This is a genomic window from Balneolales bacterium ANBcel1 (genome assembly GCA_029688905.1).
Taxonomy (GTDB): domain Bacteria; phylum Bacteroidota; class Rhodothermia; order Balneolales; family Natronogracilivirgulaceae; genus SLLW01.
Map to the genome: position 1 here is coordinate 110,661 of JARULB010000002.1, position 24,841 is coordinate 135,501.

A 24,841-nucleotide genomic window follows, 5' to 3' on the forward strand; every position below is an offset into this window, starting at 1 on the left:
GTATTGCTGACCGAAGGACCGCCCCATTATTCCGACACCCATCAACCCAACCTGTCATGAAAAACCTGAAAAGAACAAGAATATCAGCCTCTGTACTTCTGCTGTTACTGCTTGCAGCCGGAGCATGCACCCCCGACGAACAGCCCGGAGCGGAAGTCCGGGAATTCGGCTCCCTGGATGACGGGACAACCGCCGATCTGATCACCCTCGTGAATGCCGGCGGCATGGAACTGACCGTTACCAACTACGGTGGTATTATTACACGGATTATGGCGCCCGATCGTGACGGACAGCTCGAGAATGTCGTTCTGGGCTTTGACAACCTGGACGATTACCTCGGAGAACACCCCTTTTTCGGAGCCATTATCGGCCGGTATGCCAACCGTATCGCCGAGGGACGCTTTGAGCTGGATGGCGAAGTGTACGAACTGGCCACCAACGACGGACCAAATCACCTGCATGGCGGTGTGGACGGCTTCGACCGCGTGCTATGGGAGTATGAATTGCTGGATGAACAGGCCGTGGCTCTTCGCTACCTGAGTGAAGACGGCGAGGAGGGATACCCGGGCAACCTCCATGTTGAGGTGATCTACCGGCTTACCGATGATAATGAGCTGGAAATCCATTATGAGGCTACCACCGATCAGGCAACGCCGGTGAACCTGACCAACCACGCCTACTTCAACCTCACCGGTGACCAAACCGAGGGAATCCTGGACCACCTGCTGACGATTGATGCAGACCGGTATACGCCTGTCGATGAGAACCTGATTCCCACCGGAGAACTGGCACCGGTTGCCGGCACACCGTTCGATTTCACATCCGCCGAAGTGATCGGTGCCCGTATTGATCAGGTACCCGGCGGTTACGACCATAATTGGGTATTGAACCCGGAATCCGGAGAAGTAAGCCGCGTCGCGCGCCTGCACGACCCGTCATCCGGACGCATTATGGATGTCTATACCGACAAACCCGGCCTGCAGTTCTATTCGGGAAATTTTCTCGACGGAACCCTCTTTGACCCGGAGAACCGGCCGATTGACCGGTACGCTGCCCTGTGCCTTGAAACTCAGTTTTTCCCGGACTCGCCCAACCATGACCATTTTCCATCCACTATCCTGAGACCGGGGGAAACCTACCGCTCAACAACCGTCTACCGGTTCGGAACGGAATAGTTCGATGTGAAAAAAATCACCTGACGCGGGATGTCTCCACCAGAAAACAAGTCAGGCAGCAGCTCGCCTCTCTCCGAGCAACGGGCCAGCTGGTTCATCCTGCCGGACCTGAAGGATTTGAGCTGGCCTCCCGCGAATCCATTTGCATGAAAGCTTCACACTTAACAATACATGAACCATGAAGAACCATTTCACTTTACTGTTAACGGTAATGTTACTTATATCCACCTCGGCTATCGCTCAAAACCGGATAACCGTAAGCGCCGATGAAGAGCTGAGCAAGATCGACCGGCATATCTACGGACACTTTGCCGAACACCTGGGAACAGGTATCTACGGAGGGGTCTGGGTCGGGGAAGACTCCGACATTCCGAATACCGATGGGATCCGGACCGATGTGCTGGAAGCACTGAAGAAACTCGAGATTCCCAACATCCGCTGGCCGGGAGGCTGCTTTGCTGACGAATACTACTGGAAAGACGGAATTGGTCCGCGCGAAGACCGCCCGAAACGCATCAACACCCACTGGGGAATGGTCATTGAAGACAACAGTTTCGGAACTCACGAGTTCCTGCGCTTCACCGAGCTTCTGGGAGCGGAACCGGTAATCGCCATGAATGTGGGCAGCGGCACACCCAGGGAAATGCAGCAATGGCTCGAGTACATGAACTATGACGGTGACAGCGAAATGGCCAACCTGCGTCGCAAGAACGGCAGGGAAGACCCCTGGGGAGTGAAGTATATCGGTGTCGGTAACGAAAGCTGGGGATGCGGCGGTAACATGCGCCCGGAATATTATGCCGATCTATATCGCCGGTTTGCAACGTATACGAGAGAATACAGCGGGCATGAGCTGTTCCGTGTAGCCAGCGGATTTGATCTTGACAAATACTGGTGGACCGATACCCTGATGGAGCGGGCAGGTGATATGATGGAAGGACTCTCCCTTCATTACTATACCGTTGCCGGTCCCGAGTGGGAGGATAAGGGTCCTTCCATGGATTTTGATGAAGACAGATACTTTATCGGTGTACAGAAAGCACTTTGGCTGGATCGATTTATTGAGGGACACTCTAACCGAATGGATCGTCACGACCCGGAAAAGCGGGTGGCACTCGTCGTTGATGAGTGGGGAATATGGACCGACCCGCTGCCGGACACCAATCCCGGTTTCCTCCAACAGCAGAACTCCCTGAGAGATGCCTTGATTGCATCGGTATCTCTTGATATCTTGAACAAGCATAGCGACCGCGTTCGAATGGCGAATATCGCGCAGATGGTCAATGTTTTGCAGGCAGTCATACTCACGGACGGAGAGGAGATGTTACTGACTCCGACCTATCATATCTTTGATATGTACAGAGTTCATTTTGATGCTACGCTGCTGCATACCCATGGCGAAATATCCGATTATGAGTACAATGATGAGCAGATTCCCACAATCAGTCATACCATTTCCAAGAGTGATGACGGGAGGATAAATATTACCATAACCAATCTGCATGCACGGGAAGCGCAGATCGCTGATATTGATATTCGCGGACAGGATGTTCGAAGAGTGACCAACGGACGCTTGCTGACCGCAGATGAAGTTGATTCCATAAATACATTTGATAATCCCGATAACGTCGCTATTCGGGATTTTACTGATTATAATCTGAGAAATAACAGACTGTCGATGACATTGCCGGCGAAATCTGTCGTTGTTGTTACCATGGAATAATTGCCAGGGAGGCTGCCTTGCGGCGGCCTCCTTTTGTTATGGTACTACAGATCAGCACCAGCGGAGGCGTCGGAGATGGCTTTAGCACAACATGACCATTCGAAAACAATACGACAACATTGACCGCTTTCCGGTAGCACTGGACGGAATCATATTCGGCTTCAACCGGGAACAACTGAAACTGCTGCTGATTAAGAGAGATTTTGAGCCGGAAAAAGGGAAATGGTCACTAATGGGTGGATTTCTGAAACAGGACGAGAGCCTGGATGAAGCCGCATCCCGCATTTTGACCCGGTTGACCGGCCTGACCGATATCTACCTCGAGCAACTGCACGGTTTTGGTGATATCAACCGGGATCCGGTGGAACGGACGATATCCATCGCCTACTATTCGCTGATCAATATTCATAACCACGACAAGAACCTGGTCAAAAAATACAGCGCCAAGTGGTTTCCGGCCGATGATCTGCCGGAACTGATTTTTGACCACCAGAAAATGGTCGACGCCGCCAAGTCCCGCCTTCGGTACAAGGCCGCCCGGCAACCGGTAGGATTTGAACTCCTTCCGGAAAAGTTTACGCTGCCTGAACTGCAGCAACTGTACGAAGCCATCTATGAAACCAGTCTCGATAAAAGAAACTTTCGCAGGAGGATTCTTTCCATGGGGGTACTGGTCAAAACCAATGAAAAACAGAAGGGATTTTCAAAAAAAGGGGCCTTTCTCTACCGATTCGACAAGGAAAAATATCAGAAACATGGCGCACCCGGTAACGGTTCACAACTAATATTCAAACCACCCAATGACTGACCCGCTTTGGTGCTGAAACAGACCGGCTTTGTGAATCCGTCCTTGAATTGCATAATCTAAAGTGTTAAAATTACACTTTATGTAAAAAAGCGGTTTTCCGAAAGTCGACATATTGCTATGTTCACGTAAATCCGCTTCGTGAATTTTTACTCCCGGAAATTATTTAAAAATATGGCAGACTCAAACGCACACTATGTTATTGGAATCGATTTTGGATCAGATTCGGTACGTTCCGTTCTCATTAGCACCGGGGGCGAACTGATCAGCGATTCGGTACACTATTACGCCCGCTGGGCTGAAGGCGCCTATTGCGACAGCTCCGAAAACCGGTTTCGCCAGCACCCGCTTGACTACCTCGAAGGTCTCGAAAACACGATCAAGGGCGTGCTCGAAAAGGCCCCGGCCGGGGTGAGGGAAAAGGTGAAGGCCATTTCGGTCGACACCACCGGATCTACCCCCGTGGCTGTCGATAAATCCGGAACTCCCCTGGCATTGACCGAAGGATTCGAGGAAAACCCCAACGCCATGTTCATTCTCTGGAAAGACCATACGGCGATCCGGGAAGCGGAGGAGATCAATGTCCTGGCCCGGAAGTGGGATATCGACTACACGAAATACGTGGGCGGAATCTATTCTTCGGAATGGTTCTGGGCCAAGATTCTGCATACCCTCCGCGAGGATGAAAGCGTACGCAAGGCGGCATGGTCGTGGGTGGAGCACTGCGACTGGATACCGTTTGAATTGACCGGCGGTACCGATGTGACGAACATGATCCGAAGCCGCTGTGCCGCTGGACACAAGGCCATGTGGCACGAAGAGTTCGGCGGACTGCCCGACCAGAAGTTTCTGACCGCGCTCGACCCGCTGCTCGACGGAATCCGTGACAGGCTGTATCAGGATACCTTTACCGCCGACAAACCCGCCGGTACACTCTCTCCAAAATGGGCGGAAAAACTGGGACTGAGCGAGGATGTGGTAATCGGCGCAGGCGCATTTGACGCGCACATGGGTGCCGTTGGCGGCGAAATCGAGCCGTACCACCTGAGTCGTGTTATGGGAACCTCCACCTGCGATATGCTTATCGCCCCCTACGAAGACATCGGTGACAAAGCCGTGAAGGGTATATGCGGACAGGTTGACGGATCCGTCATCCCCGGCATGGTCGGACTGGAAGCCGGACAGTCGGCCTTCGGTGACACCTACGCCTGGTTCAGAAACGTACTGATGTGGCCCGTCAAGAATGCGCTCTCCGAAAGCAAGGTGATCGACCGGGAAACCGCCTCCAGATTGGCGGAAGAACTTGGCAAAAATCTTATCCGCCAGGTGGAAGATGCCGCCGCCGAAACCGAGCTCAAAGAAGATGCTTCAGGCCTGGTGGCCGTAGACTGGCTCAACGGACGCCGAACCCCGGATGCCAACCAGAAGCTGAAAGCCGCCATTGAAGGCCTTAACCTCGGCGTAGACGCCCCCGATATCTATCGTTCGCTGGTTGAAGCTACCTGTTTCGGCGCCAAAGCGATCGTTGACCGATTTATCGAAGAGGGTATTCCTATCAAAGGCATTATCGGGATGGGCGGGGTTGCCAAAAAGTCACCTTTTGTGATGCAGACGCTGACCAACGTGCTCAATATGCCGATTCGGATTGTTCGCTCGGAGCAGACCTGCGCCCTGGGAGCAGGAATGTTTGCCGCTACCGCTGCAGGCCTGTTCGATACGGTTGAAGAGGCCAGAAACGCCATGGGCGCCGGTTTTGACAAAACCTACGAGCCGCAACCCGAACAGGTCGCCATCTATAAGAAACTGTATAACAGGTACCGGTCCCTTGCCGCCACGGTGGAAGACCGCACAGCATCGGCTTAAATCACGGAGGCGATCTATGAGCTCTTTCAAGAATCTAAAGCAGGAGGCCTACGAAACCAACATGGAGATCGACAGGCTTGGCCTGGTGCTGTTCACCTTCGGGAATGTCAGTGCCGCCGACCGAAGCCGGGGCGTGTTTGCCATCAAACCGAGTGGCGTTCCTTACGACAGCCTTAAACCCGATGACATGGTGGTGCTCGATTTCGACGCCAACGTCATAGAAGGGGATAAGCGGCCGTCATCCGACACCAAAACACACGCCGTTCTCTATAAGCACTGGGAGGAAGTGGGAGGCATCGTTCACACCCATTCCACTTATGCCACCGCCTGGGCGCAGACCCAGACCGATATCCCGATACTGGGAACCACGCATGCCGACCATCTCACTGTGGATGTGCCCTGCGCGCCGCCCATGGCCGATGAAATGATCCGGGGTAACTATGAATATCAGACCGGCTTTCAGATTCTCAATCTGTTTAAAGAACGAAAGCTGTCATATAGGGAAGTGGAAATGGTACTGGTGGGCAACCACGCCCCGTTTGCCTGGGGTAAAACGGCTGACAAAGCGGTGTATAACAGCGCCGTTCTGGAACAGCTCGCAAAAATGGCTTTTATAAGCAAGCAGATACGGCCCGACACTCCTCGCATGAAACAATCCCTGATCGACAAGCATTACGAGCGGAAACATGGCAAGGATGCGTATTACGGGCAGCAGTAATGGGAAACAAATCCATCCGAAATAATGTGTTTTTGACACCATGCAAACGGCACTAATGTGGGAGGATGGCTAATACCTGTGATTTCAAACGGTATGACGCGCCGTGACTCGTTCGATCCGTACTTTTTTGACTGTGAAAAAAGCATTAATCATATAATAATAATCAGATGACAAAAAAATCATTGAAAAGAAAACCGTCCATTGGAATTCTGGGGATCATGCAGGAGCTGTACGACAAGGATCTGCCCGGAATCACCGAGCGGCAGGAAGGCTATGCGCGGCAGGTTATGGATCAGCTTGCCGATGTCGCCGATTTCACCTTCCCGCGCGCGGCACGCAACCGGGATGATATCGAAGAGATCCTGGGCGGGTTCAACCATCAGGGTCTGGACGGGGTCATGATCATCATGCTCACCTACGGGCCGGGCATGCGAACCGTCAAGGCGTTGCAAAAAAACAGGCTTCCCGTACTTTTGGCCAACATCCAGCCGGTTCCGGAAGTTACCACCGACTGGGATATGGCCGACCTGACCTACAACCAGGGCATCCACGGTGCGCAGGATACCGCAAACGCGCTGCTCAGAACATGCGGAGAGAACTTTGAAGTGATTTCCGCCGACTGGAAAAGCGATGAGTTCCGCGAGTATGTAGACCACTGGGCTCGCGCAGCGCATGCAGCAACGGAACTGTCGCGGATGAAAGTGGCCGCCATCGGGAAAATGCACGGGATGGGAGACACCCTTTCGGATGAAGCCGCTTTCACCAGAGTGATTGGTCCGGAGGTGAACCGCGAGTATATCGGCGAGGTCTATCGCTGCATGGAAGCGGTGACCGACGAGGCCATCGAAAAGCAGATGGAGGTCGAGCGGGCACGATTCAAGGTGGACGAAAACATGCCCGACAAGAATTTTCGCTATGCCGTACGTATGTACCTTGGTTTCAAGGCCTTCCTGGAGCAGGGCAACTATGCCGCATTTTCTGCCCATTTTGATGTGTTTAAAGGCGACGGGCGCTTCCAGCAGATTCCGATGCTGGCCGCATCCAACCTGATGGCCGAAGGCTACGGATACGCCGCCGAAGGGGATACCAACACCGCCAGCATGGTGGCCGCAGGCCATCTTATCGCCGATGACGCCCATTTCACCGAGATGTACGCCATGGACTTCAAGCGCCAGTCGATGCTTATGAGCCATATGGGTGAGGGGAACTGGAAGATCGCCCGCAAGGACAAGCCGGTACGGCTGGCCGACCGGGTACTCGGAATCGGTGACCTGGACAACCCGCCAACGACTGTATTCATGGCCGAACCGGGTCCGGCTACCATGGTTTCCCTGGTTCACCTTGTTGGGGAGCACTTCCGTCTGGTGGTAGCACAGGGAGAAATTCTGGATACAGAGGAGTATCCGACCATAGAAATGCCTTATTTTCACTTCAAGCCGGACAGCGGTCTGCGCATCTGCAATGACGGCTGGCTGAAGGCGGGAGGAACGCATCACCAGGTGCTGCATCTGGGTGATCAGCGGGAAAAATGGCAAATGCTTTGTAACATCCTCAACATCGAATATGTTGAGGTCTAACTACTTATATAAAATGATCGGGTGAGTAATATGGGTGTATTATCGGTAATTGACTGGGCAGTCATCGGTCTCTATTTCTTGTTGATCATAGGAATCGCCTGGTGGGTAATCAAACAGAAGACGGAAACGCCGCAGGACTTCTTTCTGGCCAGCCGTCACCTGGGATGGTTTATCGTAGGAACCTCCATTTTTGCATCAAATATCGGGTCGGAGCACCTGGTGGGCCTTTCCGGATCCGGAGCCACCGACGGTGTGGCCATGGCACATTATGAACTCCACGCCTGGTGTCTGCTGGTACTGGGTTGGGTCATGATTCCCTTTTACATCCGTGCCAAGGTGTTCACCATGCCGGAGTTTCTGGAACGACGCTTCTCCCCGCTGGCACGAACGCTGTTGTCGACGGTATCTCTTATCGCTTATGTGCTTACAAAAATTGCAGTAGGGATTTTTGCAGGCGGCGTGGTGCTGAGCGTGCTTATGCCGGAGTTGGCATTCATGGGGCTGAACAGCTTCTGGATAGGTTCGATTCTGGTTATCCTGTTCACCGGTATCTATACGGCCCTGGGCGGACTCCGGGCGGTTGCCTATACCGAGGCGGTCCAGGCACTGGTCCTTATCTTCGGCTCCCTGTTCGTACTCTATTACGGCCTTCGGGCTCTGGGTGGATGGGGCCCGCTGTTCGAGATCACCGGACCCGAAATGTGGAATCTCTGGAAGCCCCTGGTTCCCGAGGGAATGAACGCCACCTGGGCACCGATCAAGACCGACACCCATATGGCCTGGTATTTCAACGACCAGTACCCATGGCTTGGCATGCTGTTCGCTGCTCCGATCGTCGGCCTCTGGTACTGGACCACCGACCAGTATATCGTCCAGCGCGCCCTGGGAGCATCCAATGAGATGCAGGCCCGCCGCGGTACCATTTTTGCCGCTTTCCTGAAGCTGTTCCCGGTCTTTATTTTCATCATCCCTGGAATCATTGCTTACGCCCTTGCCGAATCCGGACAGATGGCCGCCATGACAGAACACATGATCGGCCCGGATGGCGAAGTTATCCGCGAAAACGCCCAGGCTGCCTTTCCCATGATGGTGGCTTACGTGCTGCCCATAGGGGTCCGCGGACTGGTAGTCGCCTCCCTGATGGCGGCACTGATGAGTTCGCTGGCCGGGGTATTTCACGCCTCGTCCACACTGTTTACCATGGACCTTTACCAGAAATTCAAGCCCAAAGCCACCGACAAGGAACTGGTGTGGATGGGCCGGTTCGCCGTTGTGATCATGATCGTGATCGGCCTGCTGTGGATTCCTGTAATCCAGGGAAGCCGCGGTCTGTATGACTATCTCCAGGGGGTTCAGGCGTATCTGGCGCCCCCCATCTTTGTGGTCTTCTTCCTGGGGATTTTCAACAGCCGGCTTAACAAGTACGGAGCGCTTGCAGCCCTGTTTGTAGGGATATTCCTTGGCCTGTTCCGCCTGGCGGTCGATACTCCCGCCATGCTTATCGAGGGATTTGAATATGCCGAAGGCTCTTTCCTCTGGATTGTGAACAATACCTTCTTCCAGTATTACAGCCTGTTCATGTTCCTCACCTGTATTGCAGTGATGATAGGAGTGAGCTATGCTACCGAGTTGCCCGACAGGCATCGCATTTCAGGCCTGACCTACGCCACGGTGACCGACGAACACCGAACGCTGTCACGTTCCAGCTGGACCTGGACCGATGTGTTTACTTCGTCCCTGCTGATGGCCATCATTATTGTCATTTATGTGATGCTGCGGGGCGGCTGATTTCGGGTTTAACTGCTGAATCTGACCTCTAAAATGAGATAAACATGTTGCAGCCTTTTCGATGGGTGGTGCCGGTCCTGTTGACGGCCGGCGCCCTCATCTTTTCCGCCTGTGAACGATCGGAGCGGGACGCTGTGTCCGAACGCTCACCGTTTCAACTTTCATCCGTCCGTATTACCGACGGCCCGTTCCTGCACGCGCAAAAGCTGAATGACGCCTATGTTCTGGCGCATGAGCCGGACCGCCTGTTGGCTCCGTTCCTGGCTGAAGCGGGACTGGAACCACGGGCCGAGCGGTATGGCAACTGGGAAAATTCCGGGCTTGACGGCCACACTGCCGGCCACTATCTCTCCACACTGGCCATGATGGTTGCGGCCTCGGGAAATGATGAAGCTCGCGAACGCCTGGAATATATGGTCGACGAACTGGCACGCGCCCAGGCCGAACACGGCGACGGCTATGTGGGCGGTATTCCGGGAAGCAGAGAGCTGTGGGCGGAAATAAAAGCCGGTAACATTGATGCCGCGGGTTTTTCGCTGAACGGTAGATGGGTTCCCTGGTACAACATCCACAAGCTCTATGCAGGACTGCGCGACGCATGGTTGTTTACCGGCAACGAGCAGGCTCTGGAGGTACTTGTCGGGCTGAGTGACTGGTCCGTGGACCTGGTAGCCGATCTTTCGGACGACCAGATCCAGGAGATGCTGATATCGGAGCACGGAGGTATGAACGAAGTGTTTGCCGATGTCTATGAGATTACCGGCGATGTGCGGTACCTTGAACTTGCGCGGCAGTTCTCCCATCGGGAAATTCTGGATCCGCTGCTGCGGGGAGAAGACCGGCTGACCGGCCTGCATGCCAATACCCAGATCCCCAAGGTGATAGGCTTCCAGCGGGTTGCGGAAGTGGTCATGGAGGCCGCGCAAAGGGGAGACCAAGAGGCGCTTTCGGTTATTTCGGAGGAAAAAGCGGCGGCATGGTCACAGGCTGCGGCGTTTTTCTGGGAGACGGTGGTAACGCACCGCTCGGTGGCGATCGGAGGAAACTCGGTTATGGAACATTTCCATCCGAAAGACGACTTCTCTTCCATGCTCGAATCGCGTGAAGGTCCGGAGACCTGCAACACCTACAACATGATGCGGCTCGCCAAACAGCTTTACTTCACCACGAATGAGTTGAAATATCTCGACTATTACGAGCGGGCACTGTACAATCATATTTTATCGTCCCAGCATCCGGAACACGGCGGACTGGTTTATTTTTCTCCCATGCGGCCGGGGCATTACCGCGTCTATTCCAACCCGGAGCATACCTTCTGGTGTTGTGTCGGTTCCGGCATCGAGAATCATACCAAATACGGAGAACTGATCTACGCCCGCGACGGACAGAACCTGTATGTCAATCTCTTTATCACATCGCAGCTCGACTGGAATGAAAAAGGGGTGAGGGTGATTCAGAACACCGAATATCCCGAATCCGAACTCACCGAATTGCGCCTGGAAATGGACCGCAGCCGAAGTTTCGATCTGCAAATCCGCCATCCTGACTGGCTCGCGGCCGGAGAGATGGCCGTGGAAGTAAACGGGGAGGCCGTGAGCGGCGAAAGCGGTCCCGGTTCCTATTTCCGTGTCGAAAGAGACTGGCGGGATGGAGATCGAGTGACGGTGCACCTGCCCATGGAAACCTACGGCGAATATCTGCCGGACGGCAGTCCCTACATGGCGGTAATGCACGGCCCGGTGGTACTGGCCGCTGAAGTCACAGACGCCGATACCGACGGACTGGTTTCTGATGACAGCCGGATGGGACACATCGCCCATGGTCCGCTGTATGCCCGCGAAAATATGCCGATGCTGGTTATCGATGACGACGACTGGGCGCAAAGAATTACGCCGTTTGAAGGAGAACCGCTCGGGTTCGATATTTCAGAGCTGATTTATCCGCAGGAAGAGCAGGGTATGTCGCTGATACCGTTTTACCGGCTGCACGACGCCCGTTACATTGTGTACTGGCAGACCGGCAGCTCGGATGAAGCCGCGCAGCTGAGACAGGAGCTGGCGGAAAGTGAGCGGACTTACCTTGAGCTTGAGGCTCAAACCATCGACCGGGTAGCACCTGGTCAGCAGCAGCCCGAATCGGATCACAATTTCCAGGGAGAGGGAACCGAAGCCGGTATCCACCAGAACCGCCACTGGCGACACGCCGAAGGGTGGTTCTCCTACGACCTGAACGACCCTGATCTGGAGGCGCATGTATTGAGGCTGACCTACTACGGCGGTGATTCCGGACGTCATTTCGACATCTACTTCAACGGACACCATATTGCCGAAGTGCGACTCGACGGCACGGATGGAGATCGCTTCTTCGACAGAGGGTACGCCATTCCCGGATGGATTGTCTCCGGCCATGACAGCGGTGTGCATACCGTCCGTTTTGAGGCACGGGAGGGATCGCTCACAGCCGGGATATATGATGTACGGCTCATGCGGTAACCTGTCATCGGCTTAAGTTTTCAACATCTTGTTCACATTTCGCCTTTCTTGTATGTGAACGGGCTGTTTATGAAATATGCTTCCTGCCCTGTTGAAAAGTTGTGGGAAAGTTGGCCTTTTTTCGAGGTTTTCAGGGTTTATATTTTGACTAATCCAAAATGCGGCGCCAGTCACGGAAGATGTTGTTTATGTTGATCATAAGCTCATTTATAAATAAAAATGACTGCAAAGACCGGGGGTGACCGGCCGCACCGAATTAGATAAGAACAAACCTGAGGCTTCGTCCATCATGAAGATCCATGCCCACTTCACAAAAAAACTGCAGAATGATCCCTACGGGGATATCCACTTTGAATCCAGGAAATCAGAAATCCGGAATCCGGATGGCTCGATCGTTTTTTTGCTGGAAAATGTGCAGGTGCCGTCGGGTTGGTCACAGGTATCCACAGATATCATAGCGCAGAAATATTTTCGCAAGGCCGGGGTGCCGGTCAGGTTGAAGAAAGTAAAAGAAAAGGGTGTCCCGGTTTGGCTGCAGCGTTCGGAAGAGGACAGCGCTGCCATGAAGGAGTTAAAGCCGGAGGAGCGGTACGGACCGGAGACCGACAGCCGACAGGTATTTGACCGACTGTCGGGAGCATGGACCTACTGGGGATGGAAACACGGCTATTTTGATGAAGAGACCGATGCCCGGACTTTTTACAATGAAATGAGGTACATGCTGGCGCATCAGATGGCTGCGCCTAACAGTCCACAGTGGTTCAACACCGGCCTCCACTGGGCGTATGGAATCAATGGGCCTGCCCAGGGACATTATTATGTCGATGCCGGCACGGGCAAGGTACATAAATCCAAAGACGCCTATTCCCGTCCACAGCCTCATGCCTGTTTTATCCAGAGTGTGAACGACGATCTCGTCAACGAAGGGGGCATCATGGATCTATGGACCCGTGAGGCGCGTCTCTTTAAATACGGGTCGGGAACCGGGACCAACTTCTCCGACATCCGGGGCGACAGCGAGTCACTCAGCGGTGGCGGCAAGTCATCCGGCCTCATGAGTTTTCTGAAAATCGGCGACCGGGCCGCCGGCGCCATCAAATCCGGGGGGACCACCCGCCGGGCCGCCAAGATGGTGACGCTCGATATGGATCATCCGGACATCGAGGAATACATCAACTGGAAGGTCAGGGAAGAGCAAAAGGTCGCTTCCATCGTTGCCGGTTCGAAGATCTGCGAAAAGCATCTCCGCAATGTGATCCGGCTCTGCCATGAGCCGGTCGTAATCGAAGGCCGTGAATACAACGGAAAGGTGAGCCGGGATCCGCAAAAGAACAAGAGGCTCCGCAAGGAGATTCTGGAGGCCAGACGCAATAATGTATCTGTCAATTATATCGAACGGGTCATTCAGCTTGCGGCGCAGGGGTACAAGGATATCGTCTTTGAATCGTACGACACGGACTGGAATTCCGAGGCCTACAATACGGTAAGCGGACAAAATTCCAACAATTCCATCCGTGTTCCAAACGACTTCATGAAAGCGTTGAAAAACAACGAGGACTGGCATCTGTATGGCCGGGTGGAACGCAAAAAGGCAGCTGCCGAGGGACGCAAGCCGGAACCGATGAAAACCCTCAGCGCCCGCGAGCTCTGGGATCAGGTTTCGTATGCGGCGTGGTCCTGTGCGGATCCGGGGACGCAGTACCATGACACCATCAACGAATGGCATACCTGCCCGGAAGACGGTCCGATCAAAGCCAGCAATCCGTGTTCCGAGTACATGTTTCTGGATGACACGGCCTGCAACCTGGCCTCTCTCAACCTCATGAAGTTTTATGATGAGAAGCGTCAGCAGTTCCTGGTGGATGATTTCCGCTTTGCTTCGCGGTTGTGGACGGTGGTGCTGGAAATATCCGTTCTGATGGCGCAGTTTCCGTCGGAGCGTATTGCCGAGTTGTCTTACAAGTTTCGTACCCTTGGTCTGGGATACGCCAATATCGGTTCATTGCTGATGGTAAACGGCATTCCGTATGACAGCAGGGAAGCCAATGCGATCTGTGGCGCAATCACTGCGATCATGCACATGAGCTCCTATGCTACCAGTGGCGAAATGGCGGCAGAGCTTGGGGCGTTTCCCGGTTACGAAAAGAACCGGGAGCACATGCTTCGTGTGCTTCGCAACCACCGCAGAGCCGCCTACAATGCCGATGAATCGGAGTATGAGGAGCTCACCATCAAGCCGACGGGAATAGATGAGCGCTACTGTCCCGAGTATTTGCTTAAAGCCGCCCGGCAGGATGCCGACAGAGCGGTGGCCCTTGGCGAAAAACACGGATATCGGAATGCGCAGGTCACCGTTATCGCGCCGACAGGGACCATCGGCCTGGTGATGGATTGCGACACGACCGGCATCGAGCCCGATTTTGCATTGGTCAAGTTCAAGAAGCTGGCCGGTGGAGGATATTTCAAGATCATCAACCAGTGTGTTCCGCAGGCACTCCGCAAGCTGGGATACGATAATAAGAGCATCGAAGAGATTGTCCGGTATGCCAAAGGGCGCGGCTCTCTCAAGGGATGTCCCACGGTCACGCACGAGCGGCTTGCGGAGGCGGGTTTCACCGACGACAAGATCGAGGCGGTGGAAAAGGCGCTTCCCTCCAGTTTTGATATCAAATTCGCGTTCAATCACTGGACACTTGGTGAGTCTTTCTGCAAAAACGTGCTGGGCATCGGCGACAATGAACTTGCCGACCCGGGGTTTGATATGCTCCGGCATCTCGGATTCACCCGCAGGGAAATTGAGCAGGCGAACGATTATGTGTGTGGTACGATGACAGTGGAAGGTGCTCCTCACCTGAAGGAGGAACACTTGCCGGTATTTGACTGCGCCAATAAATGCGGCCGGACCGGAACCCGGTATATTACGGCCGAAGGCCATATTAATATGATGGCAGCGGCACAGCCGTTCATATCCGGGGCCATATCAAAGACGATTAACCTGCCCAACGAGGCGACGGTTGATGATATTCAGAGAGTTTATGAGCAGTCGTGGGAAAAAATGCTCAAGGCCAACGCACTCTACCGCGACGGATCAAAACTCAGCCAGCCGCTGAATGCCATGGCCGATATCATGGATGAGCTGGAAGAAGAGGATGAACAGGAGACATTGCAGCCGGAGTTGCTGCAGCAGCAGGATCAGGTGGTCAAGACGGCCGAAAAGATCATCCACAAATATGTTACCGGAAGGGAGCGTCTGCCCCACAGGAGGGCCGGCTATACCCAGAAATGCAAAATAGGGGGCCAATCGGTGTATCTTCGTACCGGAGAGTACGAAAACGGACAGCTGGGAGAAATTTTTATCGATATGCACCGGGAAGGTGCCGCTTTCCGAAGCCTGACCAACTGTTTCGCAATAGCCATCTCTCTGGGGCTCCAGCATGGAGTTCCGCTGGAGGAATATGTCGATGCCTTTGTGTTCACCAAGTTTGATCCCAGCGGTACTGTTATCGGCAACCCCCATATCAAGATGACAACCTCGGTCATAGACTATATCTTCAGGGAACTTGCGGTTACCTATCTGGGCAGGGAGGACCTTGCGCATGTCGGATCCGAGCACATCGAAAAGCGTTCACTCAAACCGGTTGATGACACTCCAGGCAATGAACCGAATACATCACCAAAAACTGCAGATTCCGATTCATTCCACAGTCCTTCTGAAACCGGCAGTGCGAAATCGGAGTTGCATACAGGTCATCCGACCGTGGAGGAGACCACACCGGGTCCGGTCTCTGTCTCCGGACATTCAGGTGATGCAGCAAGCGGTGGCACGTCACAGCCGCGTTCCCGACGTTCAGATCAAATGGACAGGGCCAGAGAGATGGGATTTACCGGTGATATCTGTTCGGATTGCGGCAGCCTGACGATGGTTCGGAACGGAACCTGTCTGAAATGCACTACTTGCGGCTCCACAACGGGTTGCTCATGATGAACTTTCAATCAATCGCCCTGGCTCTCTTTTTGGGAATACCAGGGCGAAGATTGCTGGTAACAATGGGATTCTTCAGAGGCTAATCCTCAATATGCGGTTTTTGATTTGGGGGGGATGATCATCCGAATCCATGCACGAATTGTGCGGTGGAGGTAGTGGTACCAGCCGTGGTGGTACTTCTCAAAGGTGTGAAACTTTTCGTACAGCCTGGTGCGGCTCATATCAGTAGTTTTCATAGGCATCTCCGTTAAATATTAGCGGTTAGAACAAAAAGAAATAAAAGCGCTTTTCTAACCATATGATAAGGATTTGTACGATTTTTTGCAATCAGGGTTGCAAAAAAAGTGGTATTTAATCAAACCCGGTGAGACACGTTATTTCTTCAGGTTGAAGCGGCTTCAAGAGAAAAAAAAGTATGCAGGGAAAGTGCTCCGGCATTTCCTGCAGTAGAGGGTATTGCAGCTGTGTGACAGGCCCAAAGCGGCTGCAAAGCGGGCAAGAAGATTATTTTTGTAACAAACAAAGCCATGCGTACTCCTATAGGTACAAAACAGCATAATCACTAATTTTGGAGTACCGCTAAATGGAAAGGCATGCACCAGACTTGTTCAGATCCAGTGTCGAACCCGGAGTGACACACAGTGACAGGTTCAATGAAATCTGGAATACCTCTCTCGCACAAAAGGTCAGGGCATCAGGTTCAAACAGTGAATTCGATACAAATATGAATCTGATTGCATATTCGTATTCGACTGGAAACGGAGTGCAGCCCGCAAAGAGAAAACAGAGAGAGTCGGAACATCATCCCCTGGCTCGGAAAATCAAGGCATTGCACATAGAAGACGATGACGAGATTCGTTTTCTGGTTAAAGCTTTTTTAAAAAATCTCGTGGATGTGGATCCTGCCGCGGATGGGGATGAAGCGATCACCAATTCCACAAATAATAAATACGACCTGATTATAACGGATATAAATCTTGGCGCCGGTATCGACGGGATCGAAGCAGCCAGGGAAATCAGAAACATAGGCTACTACCGGAATGTGCCGATCATCGCGGCCACCGCAAATGGCACTTCCGAAGTGAGAAATCAGTGTTTGGAAGCAGGAATGGATGCCTTTCTGCTCAAACCATTCATGAAAAGAGACCTGATCAATACCGTTGAACAGGTAATGGAAAACAGAATGTCATAATTACAATGGGTAGAGGAGTATATCAAGGTGGACAATAGCGAACTAAAAAAAATTCAGGATCAGATTGATGCCTACCGAAATGGAGAGCTAACCGAAGAGCAGATTGATGATCTTTGGGTTGATCTCATTTCATATCCGGATCAAATGGAGTACCTGGTTAACTCTGTGAATCTGGAAAAGCTGGCATCTGATCAGAAGTCACCTGCAAACATTATTGCAGACAGCAAAACAGATTATTCCTGGCTCCGGACAATAGGGCGAGTGGCTGCCGTACTGCTGATGGTCACGGGTATCATATCCATGATCTATATGTTCAACTCGGACCGGTTTTTTGAGCCGTCTCCACTGGCTGAAATTGAACTCAACAGCTTTCGGTCATCTACAATACCTTCGGACGTTTTTGAGTATGAGCTGCAGCGGGCCATAAACATGGCATCGCTCGACAAACATGCCAAAGCTCTGGAAAAACTGGAAGATATCCATGGATTGAATTTGTCAGCGGAGCAGGAAATAAAATTGAAGCTCAGCAAAGGCTCCGTTCTCTACAACCATCACGAATATGCAAAAGCTTCGGAAGTATTCCGGTCGCTGCTGGATGAGTACGATGATTTGCACATTCTGACGGAAGAACAGATCCACTGGTTCCTGGGCAACGCCTATCTGCACATGGGTGTGGAGGAACAGGCGCTGGTTCATATCCGGATAACCTATGAGCTCAACGGTGCGTATCGCCGGCAAGCCGAGCGTTTTCTGAATTGAAAGTTATATACGGCCGTTTCTTGCACCGTTCTGAAGCGAAGCAAATCTGACAAGCAGCAAAGAGAATCAATAAGGTTTTTTATTCATCAACGAGTAGCCTGACATCCGCTACTTGATATCCAGTGCAATCTACAGGAAGGACACTTACCATGTCCTTCCTGTTTTTATATCTGCCATACTCATAAGGAAAATCAGTGCCTGGAATGGATGCCGGGAAGCCTGATCCAGGTGAGCAAGAGCGTCAGCAGTCCGATGGCAAAAAGAGCTATACCCGCAAGCCAGAAGTTGAATGACTTGACAACAGGATCGTTGCTTCCATAGATGACAAAAGACCCCCAATATGACGGGTTGCTGTTTGCACTGTTCATGTAGGCGATTTTTGCCTGCCTCATGGCTTCGCTTTTTTCCATTCCCTCATTGAGATTGGCATAAAACGAGACCGAAAGTTCGTAGGCGGATTGGTCGCGAATTGTCCAGAGATTCATGACCAGACTTTTTACACCGGCATAGTTGAATGCCCGGCTGAATCCGACGATACCACTCCCCTGAATATAATTGCCGGAGCCGGATTCACAGGAATTCAGCATAACCATCTCGTTGGAAAGATCCATGCCAAAAAGTTCATAGGCGTAAATGAGTCCGCTTTCGGCATTGCCCTCGGGGTTACTTTCCGGCCTCTCCGGACTCATATAGATTGGAGAGTAGAGCGGATCGGTTTCAAATACTTCGCTGTGAGAAGCCAGGTGGAGAATTCGGCTTTTGCCGGAGTAGTTCCTGAAGGCATTTTTGGTGCTTGTCTGTGAGTGGTGATAGACATTATTGGTAAGGCGGTCCAGGCGGTTTGAAATTTCGGTAACTTCCCGTTCAGCGAGCGGCAACGGGGGGAGGTTGCGACCTGTCATCAACCGGCTTTCCTGGCCCTCGAAATGGGAAATTCCGAATCCGAGAAAATCGAGGCTGTGGGCAGTTGCCGGAGTATGGTCGAATGCCGCCTCAAGATCCTTCAGGGAGTTGGCATAGGAAACCGATGCATGTTCTATCAAATAGGTTGCCTCTCCATAGCTGTAGTCGCCTGACACGCTGTTAAGTGGCAGTATTTCAAGCGGAATGTGGTAGAGAAATCCGTCCGGGATAACGTAGTAATTACTGTGTCTGTCATCAATATTCAGGACATCAATCACCTTGCTTCGGAACCATTCCAGCTCCTTCAGTCGTATACGGTCACCTGACAGGCTCTCCACCAGCTTGTCCACACGCTCGAGCTCCTGCTCTGAAAAGGGTATATGATGAATATCGAATGAACCGGAGGTGATGGTAGAGGCGTACAGATCATCTTCAAACAGACTGAAATAGAGAATGATGTCGGAGCGGCGCAGCTGCCGGCGGATTTTTGCGAAGTTGAACGGCTCCAGGTCAATGTGCTGGAGAACCTTTCTTCGAAGCATATTCTGTTGTGAGGTCGCTTCTACGAGTTGATTGTTGAGCTCATAGCGCCGTTGTCCTTCGGCATGGATCATTTCCGAGCGCAGCCGTTCGATGCGGTTGCGCAGGGCGTAGTCGTGGGTAAGCTCGCTTTCCGTAAGAATCGAGGACTTAAGCGCGGGATTGTTGAAAAAGGCGAAAGAGCTGAGATTTTTAACCTCGTCCATCCAGAAAAGGGCCTCTTCATGCCGGTTGTGCTCTGTGAGTTGTTTTATAAGTAAATTGAAAATTCCGGCATAGAACGAATCGAAAAACATGTGGCCCGACTGCAGGTCGGTAGTATGTCGAACTCGTTCGATTATTTTATTGGCACTCATTGAAAGCAAGTCAAGGGCTTTTTGAGTGTTGTTATTATGAATATGTTTTTTGGCCAGTAACTCGTTTAGTTTCTTTTGAGATCTAAACGAAAGTATTGACTGATCATGATCTAATAACTTATTAACATATCTAGTAGCACTTCCATGGTTGCCTATCAAGAAATGGATATCTGCTAATTTCAAATAAGAGTGTAAAATAATGATATCATCACCTTCTGATTTTCCCTCATCCAAAAACAATTGAACGGCTTCAATCGCTTTGTCAAATAACTCAAAGTCGTAGTACAAATGAAATAGGTCAGAATACCCAATTAAAATCAAATTTTTATTACCCGTTTCCCTGCCGATCGATATATATTTATTGATAGCCTCCAATGATGGCTCAAAAGCATGTTCAAATCGCCAATGATACCTCGAAAATGTTCGATAAATCCTAGCAAGAATGCTTAAATCTGAGATTTGATCGGTAATTGCCCGCATTTGTTTTATTTGACCCTTGGCGCTATTCCAATTTGACAGACTAGCATAGTAATTATATAAATTAATATAGCTCTGAGCACGGAAGTTGTCATCGTCATACCTATTAGCATGTGCAAGAGAACTGGATATGAGTTCTATATATTTTTCAAAATAGCCAAGATCATAGTATGCAATACCTAGGTTGTTCAAGATTGCGACCTGATACCTATAGTCATCAAATACGTCAAAATGATTGTAGACATACTCCAGTGTTTCCACAGCTCCTTGAATCTGGCCGATTTGAATTAGTATAGCTCCAAAGTCAAATCTAGCTATAACTTGATCTTTTAATGAGAGGTAATTGGAAAGAGGAAGGATGAGGTTTCTGTTAAGATCCAGGTCATATTGATAGTAACCACGAAAATATGATGAGAACGATATATACCGCAGTAGTCGAATGGACTGGTCAGACACGGGCAGTTCGGAGTAACGGGAAATGGATTGCGCCAACCGGTAAACCTGCTCCTCCTGCTGCAGCCGGTAGTGACCGTTGATCAGGATCAATAACTGCACGATATCTTCTGCACGAGATAGACTGAAATTATCCAGGCGCTGCTCGTACCAATCGTTCAGCTCCTGTCGTACATGGGTACTTGCCGTGTCCTGTTCGTAGATGGCGTCGAAATAGTAGAAATCCAGGGGCGTTGCGTCTCTTCTGTGCAGCGAGTAGGACTCATTGATATCACCGGACTGCAAAAAGTGAAGGTGAAAACGCTCCTTGTCGGTCAGTTCATCTCGATTCAGACTTGCCAGAAGGGAAGCACGATCCGGTTCCCCGGATTGATGTTCGTGAAGATAGATGAGTGCAAGGGTGGGCTTGTCGATGCACTCTACCAAGCGGCGGGGATATTCCTTTCTGGCAGAATGCCCTTCACCGGTTTGCTGGCCAACACATCTTGCAATACGGTAGGATCGGGGAAAGGCTTGCGGATCACCCAAGACCATATCCACAAACAGGGTGCGGGCGCGGGTATTGGATTGCAGTACCTGGTACAGGAGCCAGGCGGACTCTGACGAGTGGCTTTGCTCAAAATCGCTCGCGTAAAAAAGAAGCTGCTCTCTGATGGTGTTTTCCTGACCATCAGAGAGCTCGATTCCCTTGGCCGCGGACGCGACCAGCAAACTAAAAAAAAATATAAAAACGGTACGGGTCACACGGAAACCTCATACTGGGAGTCACATGAAACCCGAAAATAATAATATTAGTATGCAGTATCAATCAGGGCGGATTCGAATGACATCACCTCTACCACTTGAGGGGCCCTCATACTGCTCAATCATTTCATCCTGTGCCTGAAAATCTTGCGCATCAAATTTCATTTGGCCATCCGCCTCGTTGAGGTTGGGGGAGGTAATACCGGTGCAGGAGGTAAGAAGGAATGCAAATGTAATGGTTGCGAGGACAGAAACGTTCTTGAAGTTTTTCATGACGTAAGGGGTTTTTTGTATTGAAGTGATCAAGAGTAAATGATACCGCACAGGGGCGGTTTTGTTTTATGTCTTGCCAATAGGAGTACTCGGACCCCTATTTGTTACATTTTTTTTTAAAAAAGATGAGATAATTGCAAAATACTGGCTCCAAAGGCCTTAATTATTTCAATATTATGCCGATAATACAGAGTTTTCTTATTGTAAAAAGACAGATTAGAGTATTGTAACAATCAGGAAATGATTTATTTTTGTAGCGCCATATTCATTGTATATGAGTATCCCCTTCGTTCGTTGGGGATGATTCAGGTTTGTATCTGCGCCAATGCTGCGCTGACAGCGACGTTAAGCCACTGGTTTTTTTATTGTAAATTATAGGCATACAGAGCTTTGCAACAATCTTCTTCAGACTTTTCGCTCCTGATTGAGGCCATTCTGCGAGATGACAGAGTGACTGCCGACCAGCTAGCACCGGATCTATTGAACCGGGTGATTCTCTATTTACGCGTCAGAATGGATGCTCCGCAAAAAGTTGCTGAAGAGTGCGTGTATCAAGCGTTTTCTGTAGTTTTTGATAAAATTCGGGAGGATCGCATCAGCGACCACAAGTCGGTTTTCAAATACCTGATGACCGCCTCGCGAAATGAGTACCTGAGCTTCATCAAACGGGAAAAAAGAAATGATGATGACTCCGCCGATGAAATGGCGACGCTGCAGCAACCTCCCGATCAGCTGCAAACCCTTATTGATCAAGAGCGGCAGGAGAGGCTCGATCGATGCCTGAAAAAACTGCCGGATGAACACCGCCGCTTTATTCTCAGCTTTTTTTCGAGCCGGCCCGTCGACCTTTCCGCGATCGGCAAACGTTTTGGATTTTCTTACGCCAAAACCCGGACTCTGAAGACAAGAATCATGCAACAACTGCAGCAATGTGTTCAAAAATCAGACATTTAACAACTTTTTGCATTTCCATTGCGTATCTGACCGGAAAAAGTTATAATCACCGATAGCATCGAATATCAGCCGTTTATCCTTAAAATGCGGCATGGAGTTTGGATGCTGGTAACATGGTTAATTTTCCAATTGAGCTTTGAATCATATGTCAGAAGAACGTGAAACCGGTGTCGTGAAATGGTTCAACGGCGCCAAAGGGTATGGCTTTATCAGCCGGGAAAGCGGTGAAGACCTATTTGTTCATTTTAGTGAAATACAGGAAGAGGGCTACCGCGTATTGAACGAAGGTGACAAAGTTGAATTCACTGTTGCTGAAAGTGAAAAGGGCTTGCAGGCCAAAGAAGTAATCAAAGTCTGAGTAAAATATTCGGTGCGGAATACATTGCGTGTTCTGCACGTTTTTTGTTCAGCGTGGGCAGGTGCTCAATTGAGATTTTCTCGCTGAGTTTATGTAACTTCATGCAGTCATTGCATGCCGGTTTGACAGCCACTCTGTTCACAAAACCGGATATCAATGCATTCACTGGCTGTTTGCCTGCCTGTCAAAAGGATCGACGTTCTGATGGCGTTCTTCCTTTTTGGCCCATTTCCCATTACTGTTAACTTATGATGCTTGCTGTTGCTGGTCTTTTACTGGTTCTATTTCTCACATTATTGATTGCAAGAACACTGAGGTATACCAGGCATCACGGACAACAACAGCAGCATATCCCGTCACGGGTGGATATTGACGAAGCCGCCAAACGTCTTGGAAAAGCCATCCGATATCAAACGATTTCAACCCAGGATCAGGAAGATTTCAACGAGGATGCCTTCCTGCAAATGCACCACTTCCTGGAGAAATCGTTCCCACATCTCCATGCCACTCTGGATAAGGAGATTGTGAGCGGCTATAGCCTGCTATATACGTGGAAAGGAAAGAACCCCGAATTGAAGCCGGTCATGCTCACCAGCCACATCGATGTGGTTCCGGTAGAGCCCGGCACCGAAGATGACTGGCTGCATCCCCCGTTTGAGGGAAGAATCTCTGACGGGTATATCTGGGGGCGCGGAGCCATGGACGTGCAAGGTGGCGTCCTGGCAATTATGGAGGCGGTTGAAATACTCCTGGAAACGGGCTTTAGTCCAGAGAGAACCATCATCCTTGGGTTCGGTCACGACGAAGAGGTTGATGGCGACAAAGGCGCGTTTCAAATCGGCCGCCTGCTGGAAGAGAGGGGCACGCAACTGGAGTTCCTCCTGGACGAAGGTACTCCGATTGTTCATGACATCCTTCCGCAACTGGCTAGTCCGGTGGCTCTGGTGGCTGTCGCCGAGAAAGGGTATCTGAGCCTGGAGATTTCAACGACAGCCGAAGGCGGACACTCTTCGGTTCCCCAGGGACTCACCTCCATAGCCGTTCTGAGTGAAGCCATCCACAAACTTGAAAACAACCCCATTAAGGGTAAGGTAGACGGCCTGGTTAAACGGACCATGGAGGCGATCGGCCCCCAATTGCCCTTTCTCTTCCGGATGGTGATGGCAAATCTGTGGCTGTTCCGGGGTCTGGTTAAACGTGAACTGGCTCAAATGCCCGCGACCAAAGCCGCACTCGGCACCACCATTGCAACCACCATTTTTGAGTCCGGTGTCAAGGAGAATGTGCTGCCGACCCAGGCGCGTGCCATTGTCAACTTCCGAATCCATCCGAACGATACCATTGATAGCGTCATTGAGCATGTTACCCGAACTGTGAACGACCCCGGCATCACCATCACGCCACTACACGGGTCTATCAACCCGTCGCATGTTTCGGATGTGAAGAGCACCCCTTACCGAATGCTCGAAACAACCATCAGAGAGGTGTTTCCGGAAGTGGTTGTTGCACCCACATTGATGGTCGGCGCCACGGATGCCAGACATTACTCCAGGCTCACAAAGAATATCTACCGGTTTATTCCGCTGCGGGCGGATGAAAGCGATCTCGATCGCGTGCATGGAACAGACGAACGGATTTCCAAACACAATTATCATGAAATGATCTTTTTCTATACACGGTTACTTGAGAACGCTTCGTCGTGACAA

At 51.2% G+C, this 24,841-nt stretch carries 18 protein-coding genes; 15 read left to right on the plus strand and 3 right to left on the minus strand.

Going from position 1 to position 24,841, the window contains the following annotated elements; genetic code table 11:
- The first annotated feature begins 56 nt into the window (after positions 1–56).
- From QA596_02690 to QA596_02730, 9 genes are all read left to right on the plus strand, one after another.
- A complete protein-coding gene (locus QA596_02690; GenBank protein MDG5766359.1) occupies positions 57–1,175 on the plus strand; it encodes a galactose mutarotase in 1,119 nt (372 codons plus the stop codon).
- Between the two features lie 211 nt (positions 1,176–1,386).
- Complete coding sequence (locus QA596_02695; protein ID MDG5766360.1) at positions 1,387–2,898, plus strand: alpha-L-arabinofuranosidase C-terminal domain-containing protein; 1,512 nt, start codon at positions 1,387–1,389, stop codon at positions 2,896–2,898.
- 91 nt (positions 2,899–2,989) lie between these two features.
- Complete coding sequence (locus QA596_02700; protein MDG5766361.1) at positions 2,990–3,706, plus strand: NUDIX domain-containing protein; 717 nt, start codon at positions 2,990–2,992, stop codon at positions 3,704–3,706.
- Between the two features lie 171 nt (positions 3,707–3,877).
- Positions 3,878–5,566 carry a ribulokinase gene (locus tag QA596_02705; GenBank protein ID MDG5766362.1) on the plus strand — a complete coding sequence of 563 codons (1,689 nt, stop codon included), beginning with the start codon at positions 3,878–3,880 and terminating at the stop codon, positions 5,564–5,566.
- Positions 5,567–5,582: 16 nt separating this feature from the next.
- The gene (locus QA596_02710; GenBank protein ID MDG5766363.1) at positions 5,583–6,284 is read left to right on the plus strand and encodes an L-ribulose-5-phosphate 4-epimerase; all 702 of its coding nucleotides are present in this window, start codon (positions 5,583–5,585) and stop codon (positions 6,282–6,284) included.
- A gap of 167 nt (positions 6,285–6,451) precedes the next feature.
- Positions 6,452–7,861: an L-fucose/L-arabinose isomerase family protein gene (locus QA596_02715; GenBank protein ID MDG5766364.1), complete on the plus strand. Its 1,410-nt coding sequence runs from the start codon at positions 6,452–6,454 to the stop codon at positions 7,859–7,861.
- A gap of 30 nt (positions 7,862–7,891) precedes the next feature.
- Positions 7,892–9,649, plus strand: coding sequence for a sodium:solute symporter (locus tag QA596_02720; GenBank protein MDG5766365.1), 1,758 nt, complete (start codon positions 7,892–7,894; stop codon positions 9,647–9,649).
- A gap of 44 nt (positions 9,650–9,693) precedes the next feature.
- A complete protein-coding gene (locus tag QA596_02725; GenBank protein ID MDG5766366.1) occupies positions 9,694–12,141 on the plus strand; it encodes a glycoside hydrolase family 127 protein in 2,448 nt (815 codons plus the stop codon).
- Positions 12,142–12,430: 289 nt separating this feature from the next.
- Positions 12,431–16,123 carry a vitamin B12-dependent ribonucleotide reductase gene (locus tag QA596_02730; GenBank protein ID MDG5766367.1) on the plus strand — a complete coding sequence of 1,231 codons (3,693 nt, stop codon included), beginning with the start codon at positions 12,431–12,433 and terminating at the stop codon, positions 16,121–16,123.
- A gap of 89 nt (positions 16,124–16,212) precedes the next feature.
- On the opposite strand, the gene QA596_02735 is transcribed toward QA596_02730, so the two are convergent.
- Positions 16,213–16,362 (minus strand): hypothetical protein, encoded by a 150-nt coding sequence (locus tag QA596_02735; GenBank protein ID MDG5766368.1) that lies wholly within the window; start codon positions 16,360–16,362, stop codon positions 16,213–16,215.
- Positions 16,363–16,850: 488 nt separating this feature from the next.
- Here QA596_02735 and QA596_02740 point away from each other — a divergent pair, with 488 nt between their 5' ends.
- Both QA596_02740 and QA596_02745 read left to right on the plus strand, forming a co-directional pair.
- Positions 16,851–17,318, plus strand: a complete 468-nt coding sequence (locus QA596_02740; GenBank protein MDG5766369.1) for a response regulator — start codon at positions 16,851–16,853, stop codon at positions 17,316–17,318.
- Between the two features lie 27 nt (positions 17,319–17,345).
- On the plus strand, positions 17,346–18,077 hold the full coding sequence (locus QA596_02745; protein MDG5766370.1) for a hypothetical protein: 732 nt from the start codon (positions 17,346–17,348) through the stop codon (positions 18,075–18,077).
- Positions 18,078–18,268: 191 nt separating this feature from the next.
- On the opposite strand, the gene QA596_02750 is transcribed toward QA596_02745, so the two are convergent.
- Positions 18,269–19,876, minus strand: coding sequence for a CHAT domain-containing protein (locus QA596_02750; GenBank protein MDG5766371.1), 1,608 nt, complete (start codon positions 19,874–19,876; stop codon positions 18,269–18,271).
- A gap of 1,104 nt (positions 19,877–20,980) precedes the next feature.
- On the opposite strand from QA596_02750, the gene QA596_02755 reads away from it, so the two are divergent.
- A complete protein-coding gene (locus tag QA596_02755) occupies positions 20,981–21,409 on the plus strand; it encodes a hypothetical protein (GenBank protein ID MDG5766372.1) in 429 nt (142 codons plus the stop codon).
- Positions 21,410–21,610: 201 nt separating this feature from the next.
- Here the strand turns inward: QA596_02755 and QA596_02760 are convergent, their stop codons facing one another.
- Positions 21,611–21,823, minus strand: coding sequence for a hypothetical protein (locus QA596_02760; GenBank protein ID MDG5766373.1), 213 nt, complete (start codon positions 21,821–21,823; stop codon positions 21,611–21,613).
- A 390-nt stretch (positions 21,824–22,213) separates the two neighbouring features.
- Between QA596_02760 and QA596_02765 the strand changes: the two genes are divergently transcribed.
- The 3 genes from QA596_02765 (at position 22,214) to QA596_02775 (ending at position 24,838) form a co-directional block, all read left to right on the plus strand.
- Positions 22,214–22,777, plus strand: a complete 564-nt coding sequence (locus QA596_02765; GenBank protein MDG5766374.1) for a sigma-70 family RNA polymerase sigma factor — start codon at positions 22,214–22,216, stop codon at positions 22,775–22,777.
- Positions 22,778–22,922: 145 nt separating this feature from the next.
- On the plus strand, positions 22,923–23,135 hold the full coding sequence (locus tag QA596_02770) for a cold-shock protein (protein MDG5766375.1): 213 nt from the start codon (positions 22,923–22,925) through the stop codon (positions 23,133–23,135).
- Between the two features lie 248 nt (positions 23,136–23,383).
- Positions 23,384–24,838, plus strand: a complete 1,455-nt coding sequence (locus QA596_02775) for a M20 family peptidase (protein ID MDG5766376.1) — start codon at positions 23,384–23,386, stop codon at positions 24,836–24,838.
- The last annotated feature ends 3 nt before the right edge of the window (positions 24,839–24,841 follow it).